Below are 25,332 nucleotides of genomic sequence, written 5' to 3'. Positions count from 1 at the left end.
CGGGTGGGAATGTCCGGCCCCGGCAACCGGACGCGGAGGGTGACGAGTCATGACTTTCAGTGATGACTCCACTACCGGGAGGTCTGATGAGCACCGTGAACACCGCACCGACGTACGGACTTTCCTCCGGGACGCCGCAGTGGGCGCTCGACCCCTACCGCTTCCCGGGCCTCCAGGACCTGGACGAGCCGGAGGCTCCCGCCGGGCCCGTCGAGGAGGGGCCCGAGGGTCCCCGTCCGGCCCCGCGTCGGCCCTGATCGGGAAGCGGAAGCTCCGGTTACTCGCGCGGAAACCCTCCCTTTGGCTATGGTGAGCGCCCTCCGGTCAACGGCACCTTCGGATCCCATGCCCAGTCAGGGATCCGGCGGGCGATCGAAGGATGTCCCGCCAATCCGGGACGCAATCTGCATCCAGAGCGACGTGCTGTCGGCAACACCGCCCGACGTCGGCTCCGTGCGAGCCGGCCTGCGCTCGCCCCGCCACCCCGGGGCTGGAGCGCGGCGGTCCTCTCATTCACCTACCTCGCGAAGGCAAGGCAGAGATGGCAAGAGCCACCAGACAGTCCTCCCGGCAGTCCACCCGACAGGGCATGCACCCCGTCGACGAACTCCTCCCCTTCCCCCAGCTCGCCCTGTACGGCTTCCAGCACGTGCTGGCGTTCTACGCGGCGGCGGTCATCGTCCCCGTCCTCCTCGGCAACGCGCTCGGACTCAGCCGCCAGGAGCTGGTCCACCTCATCAACGCGGACCTCCTCACCTGCGGCATAGCCTCGATCATCCAGGCCCTCGGCGTCTGGAAGGCCGGCGCCCGGCTCCCCCTCGTCCAGGGGGTCACCTTCACCGCGGTCTCCCCGATGATCGCCATCGGCCTGGGCGCCGGCGGTGGCACCGCCGGCCTGCTCGTCGTCTACGGCGCGGTGATCACGGCCGGCATCGCCACCTTCGCCTTCGCCCCGCTCTTCAGCAGGCTGGTGAAGTACTTCCCGCCGGTCGTCATCGGCACGATCCTCACCATCATCGGCATCACCCTCATCCCCGTGGCCCTCCAGGACGCGGCGGGCGGCGCCCACCTCATCGGCACGCCGGCGTACGGGTCCGCGAAGAACCTCGCCTACGCGCTGGGCACCCTGCTCTTCATCCTCGCGCTGGTCCGCGTCGGCCGGCCCTTCCTCAGCAGCCTCGCCGTCCTCCTCGGACTCGTCGCCGGAACGGCCGTCGCCTGGCTCTTCGGGGACGTCGACTTCGGCGCCGTGGCCCAGGCCGACTGGATCGGGGTCACCACCCCCTTCCACTACGGCATGCCGCGCTTCGAACTGCTCCCGATCGCCGCGATGCTCGTCGTCATGCTGATCACGATGGTGGAGACCACCGGCGACGTCTACGCCATCGGGGAGATCACCCGCAAGAAGGTCGACGCCGACACGGTCGCGCGCGCCCTGCGCGCCGACGGCGTGGCGACGGTCCTCGGCGGGATCCTCAACTCCTTCCCCTACGTGGCCTTCGCCGAGAACATCGGCATCGTCCGGATGTCGAAGGTGATGAGCCGCTACGTCGTCGTCGCGGCCGGCGTGTTCATGGTCCTGCTCGGCCTGCTGCCGAAGGCGGGCAGCCTGGTGGCCTCCGTCCCGCACCCCGTGCTGGGCGGTGCGGCGGTGTCCATGTTCGGCATCGTCGCGGCCGTCGGCGTCCAGATCCTGGCCAAGGCCGACCTGCGGGAGGAGCGCAACACCCTGATCCTCGCCGTCAGTCTCGGCGCCGCGCTGCTGCCCACGACCGTCAAGCCCTTCTTCGAGCGCATGCCCGACGACGTCCGGGCCGTGCTCGACAGCGGGATCACGCTCGGCGCCCTCAGTGCGATCCTGCTGAACCTGCTCTTCAACGTGTTCACGAGCCGCAGCACGATGGAGATCGACTGGGACGACATCGGACCCGAGGCCGAGGAGGACGGCCCGGCCGTGCCTCCCGCCTGGGCGCCGGCCCGCTGACACGCGGGCGGGCCGGGAGGGGCGAACCTCACCCCTCCCGGCCCGCCCGGGCGTCGTGCCCGCCCCCGCGTCAGCCGCCCGCCGGACGGCCGGGCGCGGCTTCGCCCTGATCGCCCACCAGTTCCCAGAAGTGGTCGGCCAGGCCGCGCAGGTAGGCGGACCGCTCCGCGGCTATCTCCTTCAGCCTGACGTCGTCGTTGCGGGCGACCAGGTGCCCCATGTACCGCTCGGAGAAGGCGGCGAGCTCGGCGTGCATCGTCCGCAGCGCGTCGCCCACGCTCGTCGCGTCGACGGAGGCGATCTCCACCACGGGATCGACGTGCACCTTCCAGCGTCCGGCCACCGCCGAGCGCAGGTGCCCCTCCAGCTCCTCCGCGCGGCCCGTGACCATGGTCAGGGCGCGCAGGGACAGCCCCAGGGCCTCCACCAGCACCCTGGTCTGCCAGGAGTCGCCGTGCCATTGCCCCGACGCCTCCGCGGCGCGGTACTCCGACGGGTCCATGCCCAGCCGGTACGCCAGCCGCTCCACGCTCAGCCGCCGGGCCAGCCGGAACTCGGCGAGCGTCCTCGGCGCGGTCCCCATCAGGGTGGCCGCGTCGCACCACAGTACGTCGGCCAGGGCGAACAGGTGCCGGTCGGAAGGGACGTGGGAGCCCTGCTCCCACGCCGCGACCATGGCGGGATGGACCGGGCTCCCGCAGGCCGCCATGGCCTCGGCCACCTGAACCGTGCTCAGACCCATGCGGGCGCGGGCGGATCTGGCCCCGGCGGGGGAAAACGGAGTGCTGTACACGTACACGCCACCTCTGGGAAACGGAATGCTGAACGAACACCAGGCGCGGGCACAGTAACAGATGTACAGAAGGTTGTAACCAGTAATTCCCCTTCGTTTTAAAGGCTTTGACGGCGATCTCCCCGTTGATCAACGGGTTCTCGGAATGTCCTCTAGTGGAAGCGGAATCCTCTTTCGAGGCTCCGGCGCAGGCAGTGCGGCGGCGAGCGCGGCGGCCGCCAGCGCGAGCGCCGGCACCAGCAACAGGGCGGTGCGCAGGCTGCTGTGGGAGGCGAGGAAACCGATCAGCGGCGGTCCGGCGAGGAAGGCGAAGTAGCCGGTGGTGGACACCGTCGCGACGGCGGTCCCCGCCGGGGCCCCGGGGATCCTGCTCGCCCCGCCGACCACCAGGGGGAAGGACGCGGAGATCCCGAGTCCGACCGCGCAGAACGCCACCACCGAGACCGCCGGATGCCCGGACAGCAGGGCCGTCAGCGCCCCCGCCGCACTCAACAGGGCGCCCCAGCGCACGACGCGCACGGAGCCGAACCGCCCCGCCGCCCGGTCACCCCCGAGCCGCCCTGCCGTCATCGCCAGCGCGAAGGCCGCGTACCCGGCACCCGCCGGACCGGGCCCCGCGCCCAGGGAATCGGCCAGGTACACGCTGCTCCAGTCGGTCATCACCCCCTCGACCAGCAGCACGCACAGGCCCAGCGCACTGAGCGGCAGCAGCCGGCCCGCGCCCCCGCCCCGCCGCCCGCCCCCGCCCCCGCCCCCGCTCCCGGGCGCGGGCGGCGGGGGAGGGGCCGCCGGGTGCAGGGCGGCCACCGCCAGCCCGGCGGCGGCCACCCCCACGACCGCGGACACCGTGAACTGCGTACGCACGCCCACGCCCCCGGCGGCGGCCGCGGCGGTGCCGAGCAGCGCGCCCGCCAGCGCCCCGGCGCTGAACAGGCCGTGGAAGGACGAGAGCCTCGCCCGGCCGGTGCGCCGCTCCAGATCCACCGCGTGGGCGTTCATGGCGACGTCCAGCGCCCCGACCGAGGCCCCCAGCACGGCCAGGCCCAGCAACAGCTCCGTCAGCGAGCCCGCCAGGCCGGGCAGCGCGATGGCGGGGGCGTACACGAGGGCGGCACAGCGGGCCACCGGCCGGCTGCCGAAGCGGTTCACCAGCAGACCGGCCGCGGGCATCGCCGGTACGGACCCCAGCGCCACCCCGAGCAGGGCCGTGCCGAGCCGGCCGTCCGACAGCCCGAGCTGTTCCTTCACCTGAGGGATGCGCGGGGCCCAGCTCGCCAGGACGATCCCGTTCAGGAAGAACACCGCGTACAGGGCCGCCGCGCCCCTGCCGTTCGGCCCCCTGCCGTTCGCGCCCCTGCCGTTCGCGCCGCTCACCGCGGCACGGTCAGGACCGGGAGGCGGATGCCCGTGCCCTCCGGGACCAGGTCGTGCACCGAAGTGGCGGGATGGGAGGGCGCGCAGGTGAAGGCCTCCGCGTACCGGACGCCCGCCTCCGAGCCGCGCCGTGCCGCCTGCTGCCTGGTCAGGTCCAGGAAGTCGGCGCCCTTGCGCTCCTTGCGGGCGCTGTTCTGGCTGGTGTGCTCGGCCAGCATGGCCTCCTTCACCGCCATGGTCGCCGTGATGTCCACCCACAGGTCAGGGGTGCCCGCCCCCGTCCCCAGCAGGGTGTCCATGTGGAAGAGGGGAGGGACCCGGTCGGTGGCGGGGCTCCCGGTGGACAGACCGGGCTCGCGGGCCAGCAGCCGTGCCGCGCCGACGAGCCGGCTGACGGCGCGGTGGTCGGGGTGGTAGTCGTCGGGGTGGTGGGCGAGGACGACGTCCGGCCGGACCCGCCGCAGCACCTCGACGACCTGACGGCGGGTGTCCGCCGCGTCGAAGAGGAAGCCGTCGGGCCGGCCCAGCCAGAGCAGTTCCGCGCCGAGCACGCCGACGGCCCGCCGCGCCTCCTCCTCGCGGACCGCGGCCGTCCGCGCGGGGGACAGGGTGCGCGAGCCCAGTTCGCCGTTGGTGGCGATGGCGACGGTCACCTCGGCCCCCTGCCGGGCGTAGTGGGCGAGCGTCCCCGCGCAGAAGAGTTCGACGTCGTCGGGATGGGCCCCGAAGGCCAGGATGCGTAGCGCTGTCATGCTCTGCTCCCCTACCGGTAGCGCTGGGCGGCGTCCGAGAGGACCCGCGCGAATCCGAGGACGCTGCTGTCGGTGAGGAAGCGCCGCAGCACGCGCTGGTGGCCGTTCCCGCCGAGCTCCTCCGCGTAAGCGCGGTCCGACAGAAGCCGGTTGACCGCCTCTCCGAGCCCCCGCAGGTCGCTCGCGTCCGAGAGCAGCAGCCCCGTGGTGCCGTGCTCGACCTGCTCCCGGATGCCCCCGACGGGGGCGGCGACCACCGGCCGGCCCTTCCAGGCCGCCTCCGACACGGTCAGGCCGAAGCCCTCGGCGAGGCTCTTCTGTATCACCACGGCCGAGCGGCGCTGGACGGCGTTGACCATCAGCGCGTGCTCCGACGGATTGGCCGTCGGCAGCCGGACCAGGTGCACGCGCCGCCCCCGCCGGCCCAGGCCCGCCCACACCTGGCGGCACTCGGCGAAGACCCGCTCGGCCTGCCGGTCGCCCCTCGTGTCCGGCCCGACCAGCAGCAGGTGGGCCTCGAAGGCCGGATCGACGTACTCGGCGAACCCCCGGATCACCCCCGGGATGTCCTTGACCCGGTCCCAGCGGCTGACCTGGGTGACCAGGGGCGCGCCCGCCGGGGCCGGACCGCCGGCCCGCACCACGCGCGCGGGCTCGCGCACCAGCAGGTCGGTCAGGGCGTACCGGCCGGGAGGGGCTGCGCCCTCCTCCTCGATCAGCCCGGCGGCGGCCAGCAGACGGGACGGATCGGTGCCCGGGTGCAGCGGGATGTTCTTGGGGGACAGCGGATCGATGGACGGCCGGAGCACGCGGCGGTCCACCGGCGCCAGTGCGGCGGGCAGGACCCCCGGGCAGGAGGTGATGTGGCAGTGCGCGCAGGAAAGGTAGCGGTGCAGGAAATCCCATCCGAGCGCGGCGAGGTCCTCCCTTAGCGGCGTTCCGATATGGGCCCGCCACAGCACCGTGCAGCCCGCCGCGCGCAGATGCGGAATGAGCCCGGCCGTCTGGTGGTCGTGGACGACGACGATGGAACGCCGGTCCAGGGCCGGGGTGAGCCGCGCCGCGTTCTGCGCGCAGATCCGCTCGTACATCCGGCGGCCCCGCTCCAGGTCTGCGGAATCCGCCCCCGGGGCCACACCGCACAGCCGGTAGTACAGGGACTTGGTGAACGCCCGGAATTCGGGCGGGCCCGCGAGGGTGGTCCAGCGGGTGGAAACGCCCTCTCCCGCCAGGTAGGGGAGATCGGCCCGCAGGAGTTCGGCGACGCCGCCCCGGACCGGGTTGTCGCTGATGTGCCACACGGTCCGCCCGTCGAGCAGGTCGCGCACCCCGTGCAGGGCGTCCCGTACGTCCTGGGTGCGCTCGCTCCCCACGAACGGCTCGATCCACTCCAGCGGCGTCCCGGGCAGCTCCACCTCGGGCGCGGCCGGCGTCCGGGCGGGGGAGGGGTGGGGGCGGGGGGCCGGTAATCGCCTCCCGCGGGCCTGTGGGGCCCGTCCCGGCGGACGGGACCCCAGCGGGACCGACAGTTTGTGCAACAGCGTGTTTCCATGGCGCAGACGTGTCACGGTATTCGCCTTCCCGGGAGGGTCGGGGCGGACGGTGAGGGGAAATCCGCTCGACCCGTGGTGGAATTCCGGCCGCTCCGGCCCGTTGTGGCCGTGGGGAAATCGCCGCGTGGAGAAACGGGCGCGGGCGGCGGTGAAGTGAGGATGTGTCGGCATATGGAGGAATCCGCGACGCCCCGCCCCGATCCTGGCACGAGGTCCACAGTCGCGACATGTGTTCCCGCCCACGCGGTGAACGCCCGCACACACCCCCGGGATCGCCCGTCCGGGTTATGCCACGGCTCCCATCAGGGCGTTCTCGGAACGCACAGCGGGCCGTCCGGCGAAAGTCCCGGAAAACCGTTGACGAAGTATTGACGGGCGCGCACCGGGAACGTCGTACGCCCTTCGTCTCTCGGACTCCTGCCGCCCCCGGCGCTCCGCGGCAGGACGCTTCGCGCCGCATCGCCCACGGTCCCTTGCCGGTGCGCCCCCGGGGCTTACGATCTCGACGGACGGTCCCCTTCCGCGGACCGCCGCTCCCCCCGCACCCCCGTGGAGGTCAACCGTGTTCCGGACGGCCGAAGGACACCGCAGTCACCGCGACGGCGGTCACCCCCACCCCTCCCGCCGGGGCCCGCGCGCCCTGGCCGCCGCTGCCGCCGCCGCGGGCCTGTTCCTCGCCGTGGGCTGCTCCTCGGGTGACGAGGGGCCCGGGGAGGCGGCAGGGGGCGTGAAGGTCGTCGAGAAGGGCAAGCTGACCACCTGCACCCACCTGCCCTACCCGCCGTTCCAGTTCGAGCAGAACGGCAAGGTCGTCGGCTTCGACGTCGCCCTGATCGACCTGGTCGCGAAGAAGCTCGAAGTCGAACAGAAGATCCTCGACACGCCGTTCGAGAACTTCAAGACGGGGGCCTTCCTCAACTCCGGCCAGTGCGACCTCGCCGCGGCCGGCATGACCATCACCGACGAGCGCAAGAAGAACGTCGACTTCTCCGTCCCCTACTTCGACGCGACCCAGGCCCTGCTGGCGACGAAGAAGAGCGGCGTCACCTCCCTCGCCGACCTCAAGGCCAAGAACAAGAAGCTGGGCGCCCAGGCGGAGACCACCGGCGAGAGCTACGCCAAGGCCCAGGGCTTCAACCCGGTCGCCTTCGAGAGCTCGGACGCGGTGCTCAACGGCCTGCGCACCGGCCAGGTCGACGCGGTCGTCATCGACTACCCGGTCGTCCAGGGCTGGCTCAAGGACCCCAAGAACTCGGCCGAGTTCGTCCTCGGACAGAACATCGAGACGGGCGAGAAGTACGGCTTCTCGGTGAAGAAGGGCAACACCGCCCTCCTCGCCGCGATCGACAAGGCGGTCACCGACGCCAAGGCCGACGGCACCTACAAGAAGATCTACGAACAGTGGATCGGCCCGCTGCCCCAGGCGACGTCGTGACCTCACGGCTCACCCGGCGGCAGCGGCGCCGCGTCTGGCAGGGCGTCCAGTACGCGGTCTTCGTCGCCGTCCTGGTCCTGGTCGGCGTACTCGCCGACTGGGACCGCCTGCGGAACCAGTTCGCGCAGCCGGACCTGGCGTCCAGGCTCTTCCCCGACATCATCACCATCGCCCTGCGGAACACGGTGGTGTACACCCTCTCCGGGTTCCTGTTCGGGCTGGTGCTCGGCCTGGTCGTCGCCTTGATGAGGCTGTCGTCCGTGGCCCCGTACCGCTGGGTCGCGAGCGTCTACATCGAGCTGTTCCGGGGCCTGCCCGCCCTGCTCATCTTCATCTTCGTCGGGGTGGCGGTCCCCCTGGCCTTCCCCGGCACCGCCATCCCCGGCGGAACGTACGGGAAGGTCGCGCTCGGCCTCGGGCTGGTCGCCGCCGCCTACATGGCGGAGACCATCCGCGCCGGCATCCAGGCCGTCCCCAAGGGGCAGATGGAAGCCGCCCGCTCACTGGGCTTCTCGCACGGCCGGGCCATGGTGTCGGTGGTCATCCCCCAGGCGTTCCGCATCGTCATCCCCCCGCTCACCAACGAACTCGTCCTCCTCTTCAAGGACTCCTCGCTGGTGCTCTTCCTCGGGGTGACGCTGGAGGAGCGGGAACTGACCAAGTTCGGCCGGGACCTCGCCAGCGAGACCGCGAACTCCACCCCCATCCTCGTCGCGGGCCTGTGCTACCTCCTGGTGACCGTGCCGCTGAGCTTCGTGGTGCGCCGGCTCGAGGCCCGTGCCGACAAGGCCACGTGAGGAACCGATGCCACAGACGACGGGAACGGGGGACACGATGGGCAGCGACCGCCCGGAGATCGAGATCCGGGGACTGCACAAGTCCTTCGGCGACAACCACGTCCTGCGGGGCATCGACCTCGACATCGGCCGCGGCGAGGTGGTGTGCGTCATCGGCCCCTCCGGCTCGGGCAAGTCCACCCTGCTGCGCTGCGTGAACCTGCTGGAGGAGCCGACGAGCGGCCAGGTCTTCGTCGGCGGTACGGAACTCACCGACCCCGACGTGGACATCGACGCCGCACGCCGCCGCATCGGCATGGTCTTCCAGCAGTTCAACCTCTTCCCGCACATCAGCGTCACCGGCAACCTCACCCTCCCGCAGCGCAGGGTCCTGGGCACCGGCAAGGAGCGGGCCGCCGCCGTGGCCCGCGAGAACCTGGACCGCGTCGGCCTCGCCGCGAAGGCCGACGCCTACCCGGCCCAGCTCTCCGGCGGCCAGCAGCAGCGCGTCGCCATCGCCCGCGCCCTGTCCATGGGCCCGGAGGTGATGCTCTTCGACGAGCCGACCTCCGCGCTCGACCCGGAACTCGTCGGCGAGGTCCTGTCGGTCATGCGCGTCCTGGCGGGGGAGGGGATGACCATGATGGTCGTCACCCACGAGATGAGCTTCGCCCGCGAGGTCGCGGACCGGGTCGTGTTCATGGACGGCGGCGTGATCGTCGAACAGGGGCCCGCGGAACAGGTCGTCACCCGCCCCCGCCACGAACGCACCCGCAACTTCCTCGACCGCGTCCTCGACCCGGCGGCGGTCGAAACACCGGCCGAGGCACCGGCCGACCGGGAACCCCCGCCGGAGTCCTAGGGGTCCGACCGCCGCAGCAGGTAGGCTCCGGCGGCCGAGACCAGCACCGCCATGCAGGCGATGAACACCAGGCCCGCGCCCTCCAGCCCGACCGGCTCCACCAGCACGCCCACCCCGATCACCGGCACCGAGATGCCCGCGTACGCCACCACGAACAGCGTCGAGATCACCGCGGCGCGCCGGTCCGGCGGCGAGGCCGACGCCACCACGGACAGCGCCCCGCGGAACGCCAGCCCCTGACCGGTCCCGCCCACCAGCGCGCTCAGCACCACCAGCGCCAGCAGGTCCCAGTACAGCGCGCCCGCCAGCAGCGCGAGCCCGGCCAGCAGCCCCGCACAGCCCAGCGGCAGGGACCGCCGCGCACCGACCCGGCCCACCGCCAGCTGCCCCGCCGTCGAGGCGAAGAACGCCAGCGCGACCACCAGCCCGCTCACGGCCCGGTTGTGCACCCCCAGGGACTGCGCGAGGAACGCGGGGCTGACCGAGGTGAACACCCCGAACAGCGCGAACCCCACGAACGCGGCGATGGCCGCCGGCCCGAACACCGGCCGCACCGCGGGCGGCAGCCCCGGCCGCTGTGGCCGTACGGTGGCCAGCGGCCGCCGCTGCCGTACGGTCTCCCCGAGCCCCAGCAGGACGGCGGCCGAGGCCGCGACCAGGACCAGGTGGACGGCGAACGGCAGGTACAGCGGCTGCGGCGCGTACTGCGCGAGCAGCCCCGCCAGCAGCGGACCGCAGCCCAGCCCGCCCATGTTCGCGGCCGTCGCCACGAACGTCGCCCGGCCGCCCCCGCCCGGCGGGGCCGACTCGATCACATAGGCCGTGGCCGCCCCGGTGAACAGCCCGGCCGACAGCCCCGACAGCAGCCGCCCCGCGTACAGCCAGCCGAGCCCGGTGGCGAGCAGGAAGCACCCGGCGCTCGCCGCCGCGAAGCCCAGCCCCACCAGCAGCACCGGCCGCCTGCCCACGGCGTCGGAGGCGTTGCCGGCCAGCAGCAGCACACCGATGACCCCGAAGGCGTACACGGCGTACACCACGGTGACGGTCAGCTCGGAGAAGCCGAACTTCTCCTGGTAGAGGCCGTAGAGCGGGGTCGGCAGCGTGGTGCCCGCCATGCACACGGCGAACACCGCCCCGCCGAGCACACACTGCCGCCAGCCCCGGCGCATCCGGTCCATGCCGCCGACGGTAACCCCGCGCCCGACCCCGGTCCCGCCCCGCGCGCCCGAATCGCCGAGGCGTCGCCCACCCGCCACGCCGCAGGCCCCGGGAAGGTCAGGGAGACGATGTCCTCGGCTCCGGCGCGGTTGCCGGTCATGCCCCCGGACACAACGGAATCCCTGATACCGCTCAAAACGGAAGCTTGCCTTCGAAAGGGCCGACCCGCCAGTGGATATGGCGGAACGTCACTTTACCGTCCGGATCCACACGCTTACAGGCCGTGGCAGTTGACTCGGGCAACATACGGTTTCAGTAACCGAGACGAACTGCACGGTAATCGTCCGGGGCCCCACGTGTTCGTATAGCTTTCGACTCGTCGCCGCCGCACCCGGGACACGGGGTCCGCGCGGGGAATCGCGGCGACAGGGATGCGACCACTCCCATGACAACAGCCACTCGAACCAGTGCCTTCCGTGTCGACGCGTACACACCGCACTGCCAGGTCATCGCCGACGAGGGCGGCCACGCCGTCATCGGCATCTCTCCCGGCAACTCCTACTTCTCCGCCCAGCGTGTACACGCCCTCGCCGAATGGGCGCTCGACAACTTCGAGCAGGCCGACCTGATCTACACCGACCTGCACGTGGCCGAGATGTACGAGGCCATGGGCTATCCCCCCGACGAGGCCCGCCGCAAGACGGTCAAGAACCTGCGCGGCGTGCGCGCCAAAGTGACCAACGCCGTCGCCGACATCGACCCCTCGGGCACCCGCCTGCGCGGCAGGCCCATGTCCTCGCTGCGCGGGATACCCGCCTACGACGCCATGCACGCCGACCTGCTGGAGCGGCTGCACACCGACCCGGCGTTCGCGCAGACCTGCAACGAACTCGTCGACATCTTCCTGTCGTCGAAGGTCCTCGGGGGCCAGCAGCCCACCGCCCACCAGCGGGCCGTCTGCCTGGACTACGTGTGCGCCGAGGCGCCGCTCTTCCTCGACACGCCCGCGATCCTCGGCGTCCCCTCGTCGCTGAACTGCTACCACCAGGCGCTGCCGATGGCGGACCTGCTCTACTCGCGCGGCGCCGGACTGCGGGCCTCCCGCAACCAGGGCCACGCCATCGTCACCCCCGCCACCGAAGGAGACCAGCTGTGACCACCCACGCGGAGCCGATCCTCGAATTCCCCTTCACGTGGGACGGAACGCACCTGCCCACCCAGGTCGACGAACTGCCCCCGGTGGTGAAGGTCCGCACCATCGCCGGCGCCGAGGCCTGGCTCGTCTCCTCGTACGAGCTCGTCAAGCAGGTCCTGGAGGACGACCGGTTCAGCCTCAAGAACACCTCCGACCCGGGTGTGCCCCGCCAGTACGCGCTGACGATCCCCCCGGAGGTCGTCAACAACATGGGCAACATCACCGGCGCCGGCCTGCGCAAGGCCGTCATGAAGGCCATCAACCCCAAGTCCCCCGGCCTCCAGCAGTGGATGGACGAGTACGCCGCCGAACTGGTCGAGCGGATGCTCCGGCACGGCGCCCCCGTCGACATCCGCACCATGTTCACCGACCCGTTCTCCGAGGCGATGCACTGCCAGATCCTCGGCATCCCGCACGACGCGGCCCCGCTCCTGGCGGAGTCCCTGCCGATCGCCTTCATGAACAGCGCCACCGAGATCCCCGCCGCGCGCCTGAACTGGGACCGCGACATCGCCTACATGACGGCGCGCCTCGACGACACCGAGCAGGGCCTCATCGGCGACCTGGCCAAGCTGCGGGGCACCGAGGGCTACGAGCACGTCAGTGACGAGATGTTCGCGACCGTGGGCGTCACCCTCTTCGGCGCGGGCGTCATCTCCACCGCCGGCTTCCTCGCCATGGCGCTGGTCACCCTGCTCACCCACCCGGAGGAGTCCGACCACCTGGCCGACCACCCCGAGCTCATGCCCCAGGCCGTAGACGAGCTGCTGCGCATCAACCTGTCCATCGGCGACGGCCTGCCGCGCCTGGTCATGGAGGACATGACCCTCGGCGACGTCCAGGTCAAGGCGGGCGAGCTGGTCCTCGTCCTGCCCGAGGGCGCGAACTTCGACCCCTCCGTCTTCCCGGACCCGCACCGGCTAGACTTCACCCGCGCCAACTCCTCCGCCCACTTCTCCTTCGGCGGCGGCTCCCACTACTGCCCCGCCACCGCCCTCGGCAAGAAGCACGCCGAGACCGCCCTGCTCGCCCTGCTCAAGGCCATGCCCCGCATACGGCTGGCCGTGCCGGTCGAACAGCTCGTGTGGCGCACCGGCTTCATGAAGCGGCTGCCCGAGCGCCTGCCGGTGATGTGGTGACCACCGTCTGACCGGACCCGCCCGGCCGGCCGTGCCCCCCGCCCCTCACGGGGCCGGGGGCACGGCCCGTTCCACGTCACACGGGGCAGGGCCGGTACTCCAGGCTGAGTTCGCGGTCCACCGCGTAACCGGTGCGCATGGAGGCCTCGGTGACCTTCTGCCAGGACCCGTACTTGGCGTAGAGCTGCTCGGCGGTCGGGCCCAGCGGGTTGCCGTACTTGGCCTGGTTGCGCTCCTCCAGGACCCGGACCTCCTCCGGGGTCATGCCCGCCCGGGTGATCTCCTTGGCCTGGTTGCGCATGTCGACCATCTCCCGGGCGATCTCCTCGTCGGAGGCGCCGGCTTCGCGCATGTCCGCCTCGGTGCGGTGCATGTCCTCCAGCAGGCCGTGGTAGCGCATCCGGGTCCGCTGCGCCTCGACCTTCTCGTCCATCGGCATGACGCGGATGCGGCACACCACCGGATCGGCGCTGGGACACGGGTCGTCGGAGGCCACCGGCCGGGCCAGGGGAGCGGTGATGAGCGAGCCGCACGCCTCCGCGGCGGTGGCGGCGGAGGCGGCGGCCGGAGTGAGCAGGGCGACCGAGGCGAGCAACGGTACGAGGGCGCGCCGCATGAACGCGGTGGAGGGAAGCATGCCCGCCATCCTGGGCGGGCGCGCCGCACCGGTTCACGCAGGCGCACCGCCGGCCGCCGCCGATCACCCCTACGGGGACGGGTACCGGGCGGCCCCGTCACCGCACGCAGCGGCCGAAGTCCACGACGTACGTCCCGGCTCCGGTCGAGGCCGCGCCCGCCGGGTCCGCGGCGCCGGGCTGCGCCCAGCCGCCGAAGTCGCGCAGCGAGCCGTCGAGGATGATCGCGCGGTGACCCGGGCTGTTCATCCACCACTTGACGGCGGAGGCCGGGGTGCCCGAGCCGCCCCAGCCGTTGTAGGTGATCTCGGACACGGCCCAGGACCGCGGGTTGAGGCAGTAGCCCGCGCCCATGACGCGGCTCTGCGGGGTGGAGCCGGTCCGCGGGTTGGTGTGCGAATCCTTCCCGGGCCCCCACCACTTGAGCTGTACGGCCGCGGCCGCGTGCTGCCGGGCCGCGGTGGTCAGCGCCGCGTTCGCCGTCAGCGGGGGCAGACCGCGCTGTGTGCGCTGGGCGTTGATCAGGCACAGGACGGCGTCCCGCTCCTGGACGCCCCCGCCCGGCGGCCGGGCCGCCGCCGCTGCGTCGCATCCCACGGCGGTCGCGGACGGCGCGGCCGCCGGCACGAGCAGGGCGGACAGGACGGCGGCCACGGCCAGGGCGACGGTGGTACGGGTACGTGGAGTGCGGCTTCTCACGGGCTTCCACCTCCTGCGGACACGGAACAGGGGTTGCGGGCGGTGTGGAGGAGCCCAGCGCTGTGGCTGCTCCCTCCAGCCTGGCACCCGCCCCCGCTGATCGCCATCCGGCCCCTGGAACGGGGCGAGTTGCACCGCCGACCGCCCTCCTCAGCGCTCCGGCTGCGCCTGCCCGCCCTGCCCGGACTCCCCGGCGTCCTCCGCCTCCCCGGTGATCCGCTCCAGGTCGCTCATCAGCGAGTCCAGCCACGACACCGCCGCCCAGTACCGCCTCGGCGCGCCCGGCGGCTCCGCCCCGAACCCGTCGGAGGCCGGGTCCCGCAGCGCGACCGGCGTCCGTGGGGTGTCGCCGCCCGGGTCGAGCCACGCCGACACCAGCAGCATCCGCCCGGCCACCCGGTCCCCGAGCCGCGTCACCGCCTCGGCCGGCTCCCGCTCCAGCGGCGGTACGAGGACCCGCTCGGGCACCGCCAGCAGCCGGTCCGCGCCCCACAGCGTGTGGTGGCCGGCCAGCAGCGCGGCCTGCCAGTCCTGCCCGCCCGCCGCCGACGCCGGCCATGCCCCCGCCGGCCCGTGCGGCCGCGGCTCGCTCTGGTACTGCGCGTACGCCGACTCGGCCAGGACCAGCGAGTGCAGCAGCGACCGGTGCCCCGGCACCCCGGCCACCGGCTCCCGCACCCCGCCCGCCGCGAGCCGGGCCGCCGTCGCCACCACGATCTCCGCGGCGCCCCTCAGCAGCACCGCCGCCGACCGCCGCAGCTCGTCCTGCGCACCCCGGGGCCAGGCCAGCAGCCCGAACACCGCGCCGATCGCACTGCCGGTCAGCACGTCCAGCAGCCGGAACTCGGCGAGCTGCCACGTCGCGGGCGCCAACTGGGCGAACACCAGGGCCACGACCACCGTGAACAGCGCCTGCGCCCACCCCACCCCCTTGACCGGCCCCAGCGTGAACGCGGCCAGCATCAACGGCGGCAACGCCGCCGCGTACACGGCCGTGTCCGACCCCGCGAGCGCCAGCAGCCCCGCCGCGGCCAGCGCCCCCACCAGCGTCCCCGTCAGCGCGAGCCGTACCGTCCTGCGGGTCTCCCGCACCGTCGTACGGGTCAGCGTCAGCGTCGCCAGCAGCACCCAGAAGCCGTGCGGCAGGCTGTCCTCACCCGCGATCACCCGCGCCGCCCCCAGCGCCAGACTCAGCCGCACCGCGTTCTGGAAGAACACCGACCGGCGCTCGGCGTGCCCCGCCAGCCGGTGCCACCACAGCCGCGCCGTGCCCATCCGCGCGTACCAGAACCGGCCCGGCGCCGCCCGCTCCGCACCCGCCCGCCCGCATACCGCGATCCCGGCCGCCGTCGACATCGCCAGCGCGGCGTCCGCGAGCTCCAGTACGGCCGCGTGCCGGCGCAGCACCGCCGGCCCCTCCGCGCCGTCCGGGCCCGCCGCCAGCGCCGCACGGGCCCGCACCAGCCCCGTGTGCGCCTCCCCGCCCGGCTCCGCGCCCCGGCCCCGGGACCGCAGCAGGGCGGCCGTCTCCCGCGCCGTGTCCCGTACCGCGCCCAGCACCTCCCGGTCCTCCGCCGACGGCGCCCCCGCCGCCGGTGGCAGCCCCGCCAGCCGGACCAGCAGGGTGCGGGCCGCCAGCCCGGTGTGCGTCAGCGCCCGGTCCCGCAGCCCCGGCCCCGCCGGCCGCTCCGCCTCCGGCACCCGGGACGGCCGCAGCGCCGGCCCGGCCTCCCGCGCCCGCAGCTCCGCCGCCGCGGACAGCGCGTACGGCGGCCCCGCCAGCTCCGCCGCGCACCCCCGCGCGCACTCGGCGGCCCGCGCGGCCAGCTCCCGGTACGGGACGGCCGGCGGATCCGGCAGCACGTACGCCTCCGCCAGCACCAGCAGCACCAGCCCCACCGTCGCACCGCCCAGCCGCTCCCCGAGCGAGCCCGGATCGTAGGGCGGGAACGACGGCAGGATGTACATCAACTGCAGCCCCGGCCCCGCCCCCGCCGCCCGGGGCCCGCCCACCGCGAGGAACGCCAGGACGAAGCCGGCCACCAGCATCCCGAGCACCGCGCTCCAGGTCCGCACCGACAGGAAGGTGCCGATCGTGATCAGCACCCAGCAGGCCGGCACCAGCCGCAGCACCACCACCGCCCGCTGCCGGCCGGTACCGGGGATGTGCGACAGGCCCGCCAGCGCCACCGCGGCGAACAGCGCGTAGGTCGCCGCGACGGTCGAGCCGAAGCCGTACAGGAGCAGGTAGAACCCCGCGCCGGCGGCCAGCGTGACCCGCACCGAGCGCCGCCCCGCGGCCGCCCAGCCGGCCGGCAGCCGCATCCCGGGAACGCCTCCCATGCCACCAGCATCACCCGCCCCGGCCCGCCCGGCACGCCACGCACTGGAGCCGCCCTCAGCCGCGGCACGAGTCGCGGTCCAGCAGCGCATCGGTTCGAGCTGACACGGTTACGACCAGGACGCGGGCCGGACCGTACCGCCGGAGCATCCCGGTGCCCGGCCACGCGCCGACGCGCCCGGAGAACCGCACGGCGCAGCGGCAGGGGCCGGGAGCCCCGAAAACGCAGGAGCGGCTCCCGACCGGTCGAAGGCCCGCCGACCGGAAGGCCGAGGAGAAGGAGTTCCACCCATGAAGATCGTTCTGATATCCGGCAGCACCCGCGGCGACTCGGTGAACACCGCCGTACTCGCCACCGTGCGCCACATCCTCGACGGCCTGCCCGGCGAGCACGAGAGCGTGCTGCTCCCCGTCGGCGAACTGCCCCACTACGAGGCCGAACTGGAGCGCACCGACGGCTCGCCCGCCGTCCGCGCGGCCAAGGAGCTGGTCACCGGCGCCGACGCGCTGTTCATCAGCACCCCCGCCTACAACGACCAGATGCCCGGTGTGCTGAAGAACGCCCTGGACTGGCTCTCCCGCGCCCAGGGCGAGCACCCGAGCCCGCTCACCGGCAAGGTCGCGGCCGTCACCAGCGCCTCCCCCGGAGCGCGCGGCGGCGTCGACGCGCAGCCCGGCCTGACCGGCCTGCTCACCCGCTGCGGCGTGCGGGTCGTCGAACACGAGCCGGTCGCCATCGGCTCCGCGGGCAGCCTCGCCACCGAGGACGGCCGCTACACCGACGCCGGGGTCGTGGCCCGGCTGGAGAGCCTGACCCGGGCCCTGACCGCCGAGTTCGCCGCGGCCGGCGACCGCGTGGAGGTGCTCGTCTGATGGCCTCGTCCTCCACCCCCGGCCTGTTCCAGATCATGAAGGAGGACCTGGAGGTGGTCGTCGCCCGCGACCCCTCCATGCGCAACCGCCGGGAGGCGCTGCTGCACGCGGCGCTGCCCGCGCTGTGGGCCCACCGGATCGCCCACCGGCTGCACCGGCGGGGACACCGGATGATCGCCCGGCTCATCGCCTGGAACGCCCGCCGCAGCACCTCCGTGGAGATCCACCCCGGGGCCGTGCTCGGCCGTCGCGTCTTCATCGACCACGGCGCCGCCGTGGTGATCGGCGAAACCGCCGTCGTCGGGGACGACGTGACCATCTACCACCAGGTGACGCTGGGAGCGGTCGGCTGGTGGAGCGACAACAACCGGCCCGAGGGCGACCGCAGGCACCCGGTGGTGGGCGCCCACGTCGTGCTCGGCACCAACGCGACCGTACTGGGGCCGGTCACCATCGGCTCGCACGCCGTCATCGGCGCCCAGGCACTGGTGAACAAGGACGTCCCCGCGGGCGCCCGGGTGCTCGCCGCCACCGCGGTGATCAAGCCCGTCGGCCGGCGGCCGGAGCCCATGGAGGACCTGTACGCCATGACGGCCTCGGCCGGCTCCTGGTAGCCGCCCCGGCCCCTGCCGCGCGGCACCGCACCGGCCCCCGGACCCGCCCGCCGCGCACCCGCTCCACCCCCGAAGGACGTCCCCCCACACCAGGCCGCACCGGGCCGCGCCGGACCAGCCCCGCCCGTCCGGCCCGCAGCCGCACGAACCGACTTGTGAGGAACCACACGTGCAAAGCCGTGAGACGCGCCGCATCGCAGACAGCATCGCCGACCTGGTCGGCTCGACCCCGCTGATCCGCCTCCGCTTCGACGACGCGGCCCCGGGCGGCGAGGTGCTCGCCAAGCTGGAGGCCGCCAACCCGATGTCCACCAGCAAGGACCGGGCGGCCCTCTACATGCTGCGCGCCGCCGAGGAGCGGGGCGACCTGATGCGCGGCAACGGAACCGTCATCGAGGCCACCTCGGGCAACACCGGCATCTCCCTGGCCGCCCTCTCCGCGGCCCGCGGATACCGCTGCGTCATCGTGCTGCCCGACAGCGCCACCGCCGAACGGGTCGCCCTGCTCAAGGCGCTGGGCGCCGAGGTCGTACAGACCCCCCGCGACGCCGGCTACCCCGGCGCCATCGCCAAGGCCCAGGAGCTGCACGCGGCCACCCCCGGGTCCTGGTTCGCCTGCCAGCACGAGAACGCCGACAACGTCCGCGCCCACTACGAGACCACCGGCCCCGAGATATGGGCCGACACGGCCGGCCGGATCGACGTGCTGGTCTGCGGCGTCGGCACCGGCGGCACCCTCAGCGGCACGGCCAAGTACCTCAAGGAGCAGGACCCGCGGATCCGCGTCGTCGCGGTCGAGCCGGAGAACTCCCCGGTCCTCACCCAGGGCGAGGGCGGCCTGCACCGCATCCCGGGCCTCAACGGCGGCTTCGTCGCCCCCACCACCGACGTCGCGCTGATCGACAACGTCGTGACCGTCTCGGACGAGGACGCCCTGGCCGCCGCACGCTCCCTCGCCCGCCGGCAGGGCGTCTTCGTCGGCGTCTCCTCCGGCGCCGTCGCCCACGCCTGCTCCCGGCTGGCCGCCCACCCGGACTACATCGGCGCCACCATCGTCACGATCCTGCCCGACACCGGCGAGCGCTACCTCAGCCTGTGGAACGAGACCCCCGCGCCCGCCGCCCGCCAGTCGTCCCCCGCCCCCGCGCCGCCGGCCGCCACGGACCAGGTACTGGCCGCGAAGTCCTGACGCCTCCCGCCCGTCCCCCCACCCCTCGAAGGAACCCGGCGTGAATTTCCGTCAGCTCCATCCGAACATCAAGCTGCGGCTCGGCATCGGATTCGTCCAGCGGATGCTCGGCATCATGCTGATGCCGCTGATGGTCATCCACCTCGCCACGCTGTACGGCGCGGCCGCGGCCGGCGCGCTGACCATGGTCGTGGCCGCCGCGGGCATCGCCGCCAACTTCGTCGGGGGCCACCTCGCCGACGTCCACGGCCGCAAGCCGCTGATGGTCGCCGGCGAGGTGGGGGCCACGCTCACCTTCGCCCTGCTCGCCCTGGCCAACTCGCCCTGGTGGCAGTCCGGCGCGGCCACCTTCGTCCTCTTCCTCCTCAACACCGCCCTCGCCGGCGCGGCCACCCCCGCCGCCGAGGCGATGATGATCGACGTCTCCACCCCCGAGAACCGCCAGCTCGTCTACACGGTCAACTACTGGTCGATCAACATGGCGTTCACCGCCGGCGCCCTGATCGGCGGCTTCTTCTACGGGGACCACTTCGCCCTCCTGCTCGCCGGCGCGGCCGCGCTCTCCCTGGCCACCGCCCTCGTCACCTGGTGGCGGATCGCGGAAAGCGCCCCCGAATCCGCGAAGGACCGGGCCTCCGGCGTCCCCGCCATGCTCCGCGGCTACCTCGCCGTCTCCCGCGACCGGGTGTTCCTCCGGCTCGTGGGCGCCGCGGTCCTCACCCGCGCCATCGAGGTCCAGATCGGCTACTACATCGCCGTCCGCCTCGCCGACGACTTCCCCGAGCAGGCACTGGCCGGCCTGGAACACTGGTTCCCCTCCGTGGACGGCGTCGCCATGCTCGGCATCCTGCGCGCCGTCAACACCGTCCTCGTCGTCGGCTTCGCCCTCTTCACCGGCAGCATGTTCCGCCGGCTGTCCGACCGGACCCGCCTCTACGCCGGCATCGCCGTCTTCACCGCCGGCCACATGGTCCTGGCCGTCAGCAACAGCGGCTGGGTCCTGATCGCCGCGGCCGTCGTCTTCACCCTCGGCGAGATCGCGAACGTCCCGGTCAAGCAGGCCATCCTCGCCGACCTGGTGGACCCGGCCGCCCGCACCAAGTACCTCGCCGCCTACGGCCTGGTACCGCGCGTCGGCCTGCTCATCGGCTCGGTGTGCGTGACCGTCGGGGCCTTCCTCTCCCCGGTCGGCATGAGCCTCCTCTACGGCGCCTTCGGCCTCGGCGCCATCCTCGTCTACCGCTCCCTGCTGCCGCTGCGCGCGTCCCGCCGCCCCGCCACGGAGCACGAACCCCAGGCCGCACCGCCGGCCGCCGCCCCGCCGGCACCCGTGCCGGCCCAGAACGGAGCCACGTCATGACCCCGCCCCGCGAGCCCGGCCGCCTCCTGATGGTGATGCCGTACGAGCAGCTCGTACGCAAGGCCGTCGAAGCCGGCTTCGAGGTCTGGTCGGTCTGGGACCCCGCGCTGCGCACGCCCGAATACCTCGCCAAGGTCGCCGCCCACTCCCGGGAACTGGCCCTGGTCGACTTCGGGGACGAGACGGCCCTGCGCGCCCTCGTCGCCGGACTGGCCCGCGAGCACGACGTCCACCACGTCCTGCACCTGGGCAGCGAGGCCACCATGGCCCCCGTGCTCGCCGAGGCCGAGGCCCTCGGGCTGTCACCCAACACCGCCGAATCCGTACGCCTGCTCAACGACAAGCACGCGATGCGCGGCCTGCTCAACGCCCACGGCGTCTCCGCCGTCCGCGCCCGCCGGGCCGAAACCCTCGGCGAGGTCGAGCCGCTGCTCACCGAGTTCGGGCTGCCGGCCGTCGTCAAGCCCACCAACACGGCCGGCAGCCGCGGCATCGCCCTCGTCCGCACCGCCGCCGACCTGGCCGAATGGACCGAGCGGGTCAAGGCGGGCGGCTTCGAGGGCCCCTTCATCATCGAGGACTACCTCGAAGGCCCCGAGTTCAGCGTCGAGACCCTCACCGCCGGCGGCACCCACCACGTCGTCGGCATCACCGCCAAGCAGACCACCGGAGCCCCCGGCTTCGTCGAGACCGGGCACATCCACCCCGCCCCCCTCGACCCCGCCGACGCCGCGGCCATCCGCGACACCGTCACCGCCCTCCTCGACCTCGCCGGCTACGCCTTCGGCCCCGCCCACACCGAGGTCATCCTCACCCCGGCCGGACCGCGCGTCGTCGAGTCCCAGGCCCGCCTCGGCGGCGACCGGATCCCGCTGCTCGTGGAGGTCGCCACCGGCTACGACATCGAGGCGGCCATCTTCCGGGGGCTGGCCGGCGAGGACGTCACCGCCCCCGCACCCCACCGGTACGCGGCCATCGGCTTCTTCCAGCTCCCCGCCGGACGCCTGGAGTCCGTCGACGGCCTCGACGACCTGCGCGCCCGGGACCACGTGCACGGCGTGCACTTCCCGTACGGGCCGGGCGACGTCCTGCCCCGCACCACCGACTCCGGCACCCGCCACGGCTACGCCGTCGTCGACGCACCGACCCCCGCGGCGGCCGCCGACCGGATCGCCGCGGCCCGCACCGCCCTGCGCACCACGACCACCCACACCCCGAAGGAAGCACTGCGATGACCGCCCCCACCGCGCGCGCCGCGGACCGTACCCTGCTGCTCGTCGGCGCCACGGACCAACACCTCCAACGGGCCAAGGCGCTGGGCGTCCGCGTGGTGCTCCTCCAGCACCCCGACAAGATCACCCCGTACCAGACCGGGCTGGCCGACGTCCTCCTGATGGTCGACTACACCGACTGGGACACCGTACGGCCGCTCGCCGAGGCCTCCCGCGAGGTGTGGGGCTTCGACACCGTCGCCTCCCTCACCGAGGCCGGACTCGACATGGCCGCCCGCCTGAACGCCCACTTCGGCTTCCCGGGCACCGGCCCCGAGGCCAGCCGCCGCATGCGCGACAAGTTCCTGATGCGGCAGCACCTCACGGAGCAGGGCAAGCTGTCGATCCACTGGGACCGGGTCACCGACCGCGCCTCCCTCGACGCCTTCGCCGCCCGCGCCGGCTACCCCTTCATCATCAAGCCCACCGACGCCACCGCCGGCTTCGGCCTCATCCGCGTCTCCACCCCCGGGGAACTGGACGCCACCTGGGAGCGGATCCAGGAGCTGCGCGGCCGCCGCACCGACCGCGGCTCGACCCTCTACACGGTCAGCGAGTTCCTGATGGAGTCCTACCTCGACGGGCCCGAGTTCAGCGTGGAGGCCTTCAGCTTCGCCGGACGCCACGTGGTGATCGCCGTGACCGAGAAGCTCGTCGACGACACCCACTTCGCGGAACTCGGCCACGCCCTGCCCGCCCGCCTGGCACCCGACGCGCACGCCCGCGTCACGGCCGCCGTCGAGGACTTCCTCGACACCATGGGCGTCACCGACGGACCCAGCCACACCGAGCTGCGCCTCGGCTCCCGGGGCCCCGCCGTCATCGAGTCCCACAACCGGGTCGGCGGCGGCCACATCAACGAACTGGTCGAGGCGGCCTACGGCATCGACCTCCTCGGCTACGGCGTCGCCTGGCCGCTCGGCCTCGTCGAGGCGCTCCCGGAGCCCCCGAAGGCCCGGGCCGGCGCCTGCACCCGCTTCGTGCTCCGCGACCCGGGCACGGTCACGGCCGTCTCCGGAGTGGCGGAGGTCGCCGCCCGCCCCGACGTGCTCGCCGTGGAGGTGTCCGTGGCGCCCGGCGACCCGGTGCGCCCGCTGCGGGACAACTGGGACCGGCTCGGCTTCGCCGCCGTCACGGCCGCCGACACCGACGCGGCCATCGCCCTGTGCGAGCGGCTGACCGAGCGGATCCGCATCGACGTGACCCCCGCCGAGGCGCCGGCGGACGCCCTGGACCTGGAGGCCGCCGCGTGACCGCGCTCGTACTGCACCGCTTCCCGCTCGGCCCGTTCCCCTACGACCGCTGGCTCGCGGAACTCGACGGCGGGGTGGTGCTGATCGCCGCCCGCGACCGGATCGAGGGCGCCCGCGAGCAGGTCCCCGACGGCGACGGCGGCTACCGCCGGCTGGTGGTGCTCGACGACTTCGAGGACGAGGAACTCCTCGACCGGACCGCCCTCGAACTGGCCGAGGAGTACCGCGTCACCCACGTCGTCGCCCCCCACGAGGCGGACCTGATGCGCGCGGCCCGGCTGCGCGAGAAGCTCGGCCTGCCCGGGCAGCTCCCCGACGAGGTCCTGCCCTTCCGGGACAAGGCCCTGATGAAGCGGCGGCTGGAGACGGCCGGCATCGAGGTCGCCCCGCACGCCCTGCCCGCCACCGCCGACGACGCGCGCGACTTCGCGGACGAGCACGGACTGCCCCTGGTCTTCAAGGCCCGCGACGGCTTCGGCTCGATCGGGCTGCGGATCGTACGGACCCCCGGGGAACTGGAGGACTACCTGGCAGGGGCCTTCGCGCCGGGCGCGGCCCCGCGCGAGGACCTGCTGGCCGAGGCGTACGTCCCGGGCCGGATGTGCCACGTGGACGGGGTCGTCGTCGGCGGCCGCACCGTGATGGCCTGGCCGTCGCAGTACCAGTACGAGCTGGCCTCCTTCCAGGCCGACCCCGGCGCCCGGGTGGACCTGACCCTGGACCCCTCCGACCCGCTGACCCCACGTCTGCTGGAGCTGGCCGACACCGCGCTCGCGGCCCTCGGCGGCCCGGCGGACTACGCCTTCCACGCCGAGGTCTTCCACACCCCCGACGACCGCCTCGTCGTCTGCGAGGTCGCCTCCCGCCCGGCCGGTGCCCGGATCCGCGAGGTCCTGGACGCCGTGTTCGAGGTGCACCCGGTGGAGCTGGCGACGCGGGCCCAGACGGGACTGCGGCTGCCCGTCGTGGCCAGGCTCGCCGACGGCGCCCGGCTGGAACCCGTCCGCATGGCCGGACAGGTCCTGATGATGAAGCGGCCCGGCACCGTACGCGGCATCCCGGTCACCCCGGAAGAGCCCTGGGTGCGGTACTACGGCGTCTACGCGGAGCCGGGCGAGGTCCTCGGGGAGGCGGCCCTCTCCTCGGACTTCCTCGCGGCGGCGGTGCTGTCGACGCCGACCCGGGAGCAGTGCGAGCGCCGACTGCGGGCCCTGGGCGCCCGGTTCGAGGCGGAGATCGTGATCGACTGACCGACAGGGTTCCGAGCAGCCGGCCCGTGCGCCGACCTGCGGAGATGGGCTATAGTCGCTCTCGAGCCCGCCGCCGCGGAACACGGCGAACGGGACGATGCGTTGGTGGTCCAAGGAAAGACACCCCACTTCCCGTGGGGGAATGCAGGTGCAAGGCCTGCCCAGCGCTCGAACGAAGGCCCCGGCCTCCTCACGGAGACCGGGGCCTTCTGCATACGCCCCGCGGGTGGTGCCGCCGTTCTCGGCACGGAACCCGGTGCCCTCGACGACGCTCCGGGCCCCGCGGACGCCGAGGGGCCGGCCGGGGACGTTCGTGCGGACGTCCCCGGCCGGCCCGCTCAGCGGCGGCCGGTGATCAGCTGCCCGCGGAGAGGTTGCCGGAGAGGACCGGGATGTTGCTCAGGATGTGGGAGAGCGGCTCGTCGCCCTTGGCCTGGGTGGAGTTCTCGGTGCACTGCTGGTTCTGCGGGTTGGCGAGGACGTTGATGTCCTGGACGCCGACGTTCGCGATGAGGGCGAGTACCGACTGCGCGTTGACCTTGACCGGCAGGCCGATGCAGGGCTTGTTCAGGGTGCCCTGGACGACGCTGAGCTGCGGGCTCTGGTCACCGGTGGTCTTCTGGTTGCCGTAGATCTGCTGCGCGCCGTTGCCGTTGACGGTGTTGATCCCGTTGTCGTTGCCGATGGCCATGGCCGGGGCGGCGACGGCGGCACCCGCGCCGACGGCGGCGGCGGTGGCTGCTGCGGTGACCATCATCTTCTTCAGCATTCGAGAACTTTCCTTCGCTGTAGCCGAAACGAGCCCCGGATGGGGGAGTTCGTGCTG

General features: G+C 73.3%; 23 protein-coding genes. 14 read left to right on the top strand and 9 right to left on the bottom strand.

Annotated elements, in window-relative coordinates; genetic code table 11:
- Positions 1-86: 86 nt before the first annotated feature.
- Together ABD973_RS01400 and ABD973_RS01395 are read left to right on the top strand one after the other, a co-directional pair.
- Positions 87-257, top strand: a complete 171-nt coding sequence (locus tag ABD973_RS01400; protein ID WP_345497826.1) for a hypothetical protein — start codon at positions 87-89, stop codon at positions 255-257.
- Between the two features lie 284 nt (positions 258-541).
- Positions 542-1,984: a nucleobase:cation symporter-2 family protein gene (locus tag ABD973_RS01395; RefSeq protein ID WP_345497824.1), complete on the top strand. Its 1,443-nt coding sequence runs from the start codon at positions 542-544 to the stop codon at positions 1,982-1,984.
- Positions 1,985-2,054: 70 nt separating this feature from the next.
- Here the strand turns inward: ABD973_RS01395 and ABD973_RS01390 are convergent, their stop codons facing one another.
- The 4 genes from ABD973_RS01390 to ABD973_RS01375 form a co-directional block, all read right to left on the bottom strand.
- Positions 2,055-2,726: a transcriptional regulator gene (locus tag ABD973_RS01390; protein WP_345497822.1), complete on the bottom strand. Its 672-nt coding sequence runs from the start codon at positions 2,724-2,726 to the stop codon at positions 2,055-2,057.
- A gap of 180 nt (positions 2,727-2,906) precedes the next feature.
- Positions 2,907-4,151 (bottom strand): MFS transporter, encoded by a 1,245-nt coding sequence (locus tag ABD973_RS01385; protein ID WP_345497820.1) that lies wholly within the window; start codon positions 4,149-4,151, stop codon positions 2,907-2,909.
- Positions 4,148-4,903 (bottom strand): PIG-L deacetylase family protein, encoded by a 756-nt coding sequence (locus ABD973_RS01380; RefSeq protein ID WP_345497818.1) that lies wholly within the window; start codon positions 4,901-4,903, stop codon positions 4,148-4,150. Before ABD973_RS01380 ends, ABD973_RS01385 begins: the two co-directional genes overlap by 4 nt.
- A gap of 11 nt (positions 4,904-4,914) precedes the next feature.
- Positions 4,915-6,318 (bottom strand): glycosyltransferase, encoded by a 1,404-nt coding sequence (locus ABD973_RS01375; RefSeq protein ID WP_345497816.1) that lies wholly within the window; start codon positions 6,316-6,318, stop codon positions 4,915-4,917.
- 700 nt (positions 6,319-7,018) lie between these two features.
- Between ABD973_RS01375 and ABD973_RS01370 the strand changes: the two genes are divergently transcribed.
- Genes ABD973_RS01370 through ABD973_RS01360 form a run of 3 tightly spaced genes read left to right on the top strand, consistent with a single transcriptional unit; the run spans position 7,019 to position 9,529 of the window.
- Positions 7,019-7,891 (top strand): ABC transporter substrate-binding protein, encoded by an 873-nt coding sequence (locus ABD973_RS01370; RefSeq protein WP_206436608.1) that lies wholly within the window; start codon positions 7,019-7,021, stop codon positions 7,889-7,891.
- Positions 7,888-8,688: an amino acid ABC transporter permease gene (locus ABD973_RS01365; RefSeq protein ID WP_125604632.1), complete on the top strand. Its 801-nt coding sequence runs from the start codon at positions 7,888-7,890 to the stop codon at positions 8,686-8,688. The genes ABD973_RS01370 and ABD973_RS01365 overlap by 4 nt, the downstream gene beginning before the upstream one ends.
- 7 nt (positions 8,689-8,695) lie before the next feature.
- The gene (locus ABD973_RS01360) at positions 8,696-9,529 is read left to right on the top strand and encodes an amino acid ABC transporter ATP-binding protein (protein ID WP_277607521.1); all 834 of its coding nucleotides are present in this window, start codon (positions 8,696-8,698) and stop codon (positions 9,527-9,529) included.
- Here the strand turns inward: ABD973_RS01360 and ABD973_RS01355 are convergent.
- On the bottom strand, positions 9,526-10,707 hold the full coding sequence (locus ABD973_RS01355; RefSeq protein WP_125823579.1) for an MFS transporter: 1,182 nt from the start codon (positions 10,705-10,707) through the stop codon (positions 9,526-9,528). The genes ABD973_RS01360 and ABD973_RS01355 overlap by 4 nt on opposite strands.
- A gap of 425 nt (positions 10,708-11,132) precedes the next feature.
- On the opposite strand from ABD973_RS01355, the gene ABD973_RS01350 reads away from it, so the two are divergent.
- Complete coding sequence (locus ABD973_RS01350) at positions 11,133-11,843, top strand: cyclodityrosine synthase (protein WP_125604957.1); 711 nt, start codon at positions 11,133-11,135, stop codon at positions 11,841-11,843.
- Positions 11,840-13,021, top strand: a complete 1,182-nt coding sequence (locus ABD973_RS01345) for a cytochrome P450 (protein ID WP_125604959.1) — start codon at positions 11,840-11,842, stop codon at positions 13,019-13,021. The genes ABD973_RS01350 and ABD973_RS01345 overlap by 4 nt, the downstream gene beginning before the upstream one ends.
- A 76-nt stretch (positions 13,022-13,097) precedes the next feature.
- On the opposite strand, the gene ABD973_RS01340 is transcribed toward ABD973_RS01345, so the two are convergent.
- The 3 genes from ABD973_RS01340 to ABD973_RS01330 all read right to left on the bottom strand — a co-directional run bounded on the left by ABD973_RS01340 (position 13,098) and on the right by ABD973_RS01330 (position 16,698).
- Positions 13,098-13,658, bottom strand: coding sequence for a hypothetical protein (locus ABD973_RS01340; protein ID WP_345497808.1), 561 nt, complete (start codon positions 13,656-13,658; stop codon positions 13,098-13,100).
- A gap of 97 nt (positions 13,659-13,755) precedes the next feature.
- Positions 13,756-14,355, bottom strand: a complete 600-nt coding sequence (locus tag ABD973_RS01335) for a CAP domain-containing protein (RefSeq protein ID WP_125823581.1) — start codon at positions 14,353-14,355, stop codon at positions 13,756-13,758.
- A gap of 150 nt (positions 14,356-14,505) precedes the next feature.
- Positions 14,506-16,698: an FUSC family protein gene (locus tag ABD973_RS01330; RefSeq protein WP_345497805.1), complete on the bottom strand. Its 2,193-nt coding sequence runs from the start codon at positions 16,696-16,698 to the stop codon at positions 14,506-14,508.
- 289 nt (positions 16,699-16,987) lie between these two features.
- Here ABD973_RS01330 and ABD973_RS01325 point away from each other — a divergent pair, with 289 nt between their 5' ends.
- The 7 genes from ABD973_RS01325 to ABD973_RS01295 all read left to right on the top strand — a co-directional run bounded on the left by ABD973_RS01325 (position 16,988) and on the right by ABD973_RS01295 (position 24,506).
- Complete coding sequence (locus tag ABD973_RS01325; protein ID WP_125823583.1) at positions 16,988-17,569, top strand: NADPH-dependent FMN reductase; 582 nt, start codon at positions 16,988-16,990, stop codon at positions 17,567-17,569.
- The gene (gene epsC / locus ABD973_RS01320; protein WP_185899856.1) at positions 17,569-18,183 is read left to right on the top strand and encodes a serine O-acetyltransferase EpsC; all 615 of its coding nucleotides are present in this window, start codon (positions 17,569-17,571) and stop codon (positions 18,181-18,183) included. Before ABD973_RS01325 ends, epsC begins: the two co-directional genes overlap by 1 nt.
- A 169-nt stretch (positions 18,184-18,352) precedes the next feature.
- The gene (locus tag ABD973_RS01315) at positions 18,353-19,372 is read left to right on the top strand and encodes a PLP-dependent cysteine synthase family protein (RefSeq protein WP_125823584.1); all 1,020 of its coding nucleotides are present in this window, start codon (positions 18,353-18,355) and stop codon (positions 19,370-19,372) included.
- A 40-nt stretch (positions 19,373-19,412) separates the two neighbouring features.
- Positions 19,413-20,732, top strand: a complete 1,320-nt coding sequence (locus ABD973_RS01310) for an MFS transporter (RefSeq protein WP_125605629.1) — start codon at positions 19,413-19,415, stop codon at positions 20,730-20,732.
- Positions 20,729-21,967, top strand: coding sequence for an ATP-grasp domain-containing protein (locus ABD973_RS01305; protein ID WP_125823585.1), 1,239 nt, complete (start codon positions 20,729-20,731; stop codon positions 21,965-21,967). Before ABD973_RS01310 ends, ABD973_RS01305 begins: the two co-directional genes overlap by 4 nt.
- Entirely contained in the window at positions 21,964-23,256 is a 1,293-nt protein-coding gene (locus ABD973_RS01300; protein ID WP_345497797.1) for an ATP-grasp domain-containing protein, read from the top strand. Before ABD973_RS01305 ends, ABD973_RS01300 begins: the two co-directional genes overlap by 4 nt.
- Positions 23,253-24,506: an ATP-grasp domain-containing protein gene (locus ABD973_RS01295; protein ID WP_345497795.1), complete on the top strand. Its 1,254-nt coding sequence runs from the start codon at positions 23,253-23,255 to the stop codon at positions 24,504-24,506. Before ABD973_RS01300 ends, ABD973_RS01295 begins: the two co-directional genes overlap by 4 nt.
- 355 nt (positions 24,507-24,861) lie before the next feature.
- Here ABD973_RS01295 and ABD973_RS01290 read toward each other — a convergent pair whose 3' ends face one another.
- On the bottom strand, positions 24,862-25,275 hold the full coding sequence (locus tag ABD973_RS01290) for a rodlin (protein ID WP_125597194.1): 414 nt from the start codon (positions 25,273-25,275) through the stop codon (positions 24,862-24,864).
- Between the last annotated feature and the right edge of the window lie 57 nt (positions 25,276-25,332).

It is taken from the genome of Streptomyces racemochromogenes (assembly GCF_039535215.1).
GTDB lineage: Bacteria > Actinomycetota > Actinomycetes > Streptomycetales > Streptomycetaceae > Streptomyces > Streptomyces racemochromogenes.
The sequence above is the reverse complement of the archived record's forward strand: the minus strand, read 5'-3'. Positions and strand labels throughout refer to the sequence as shown.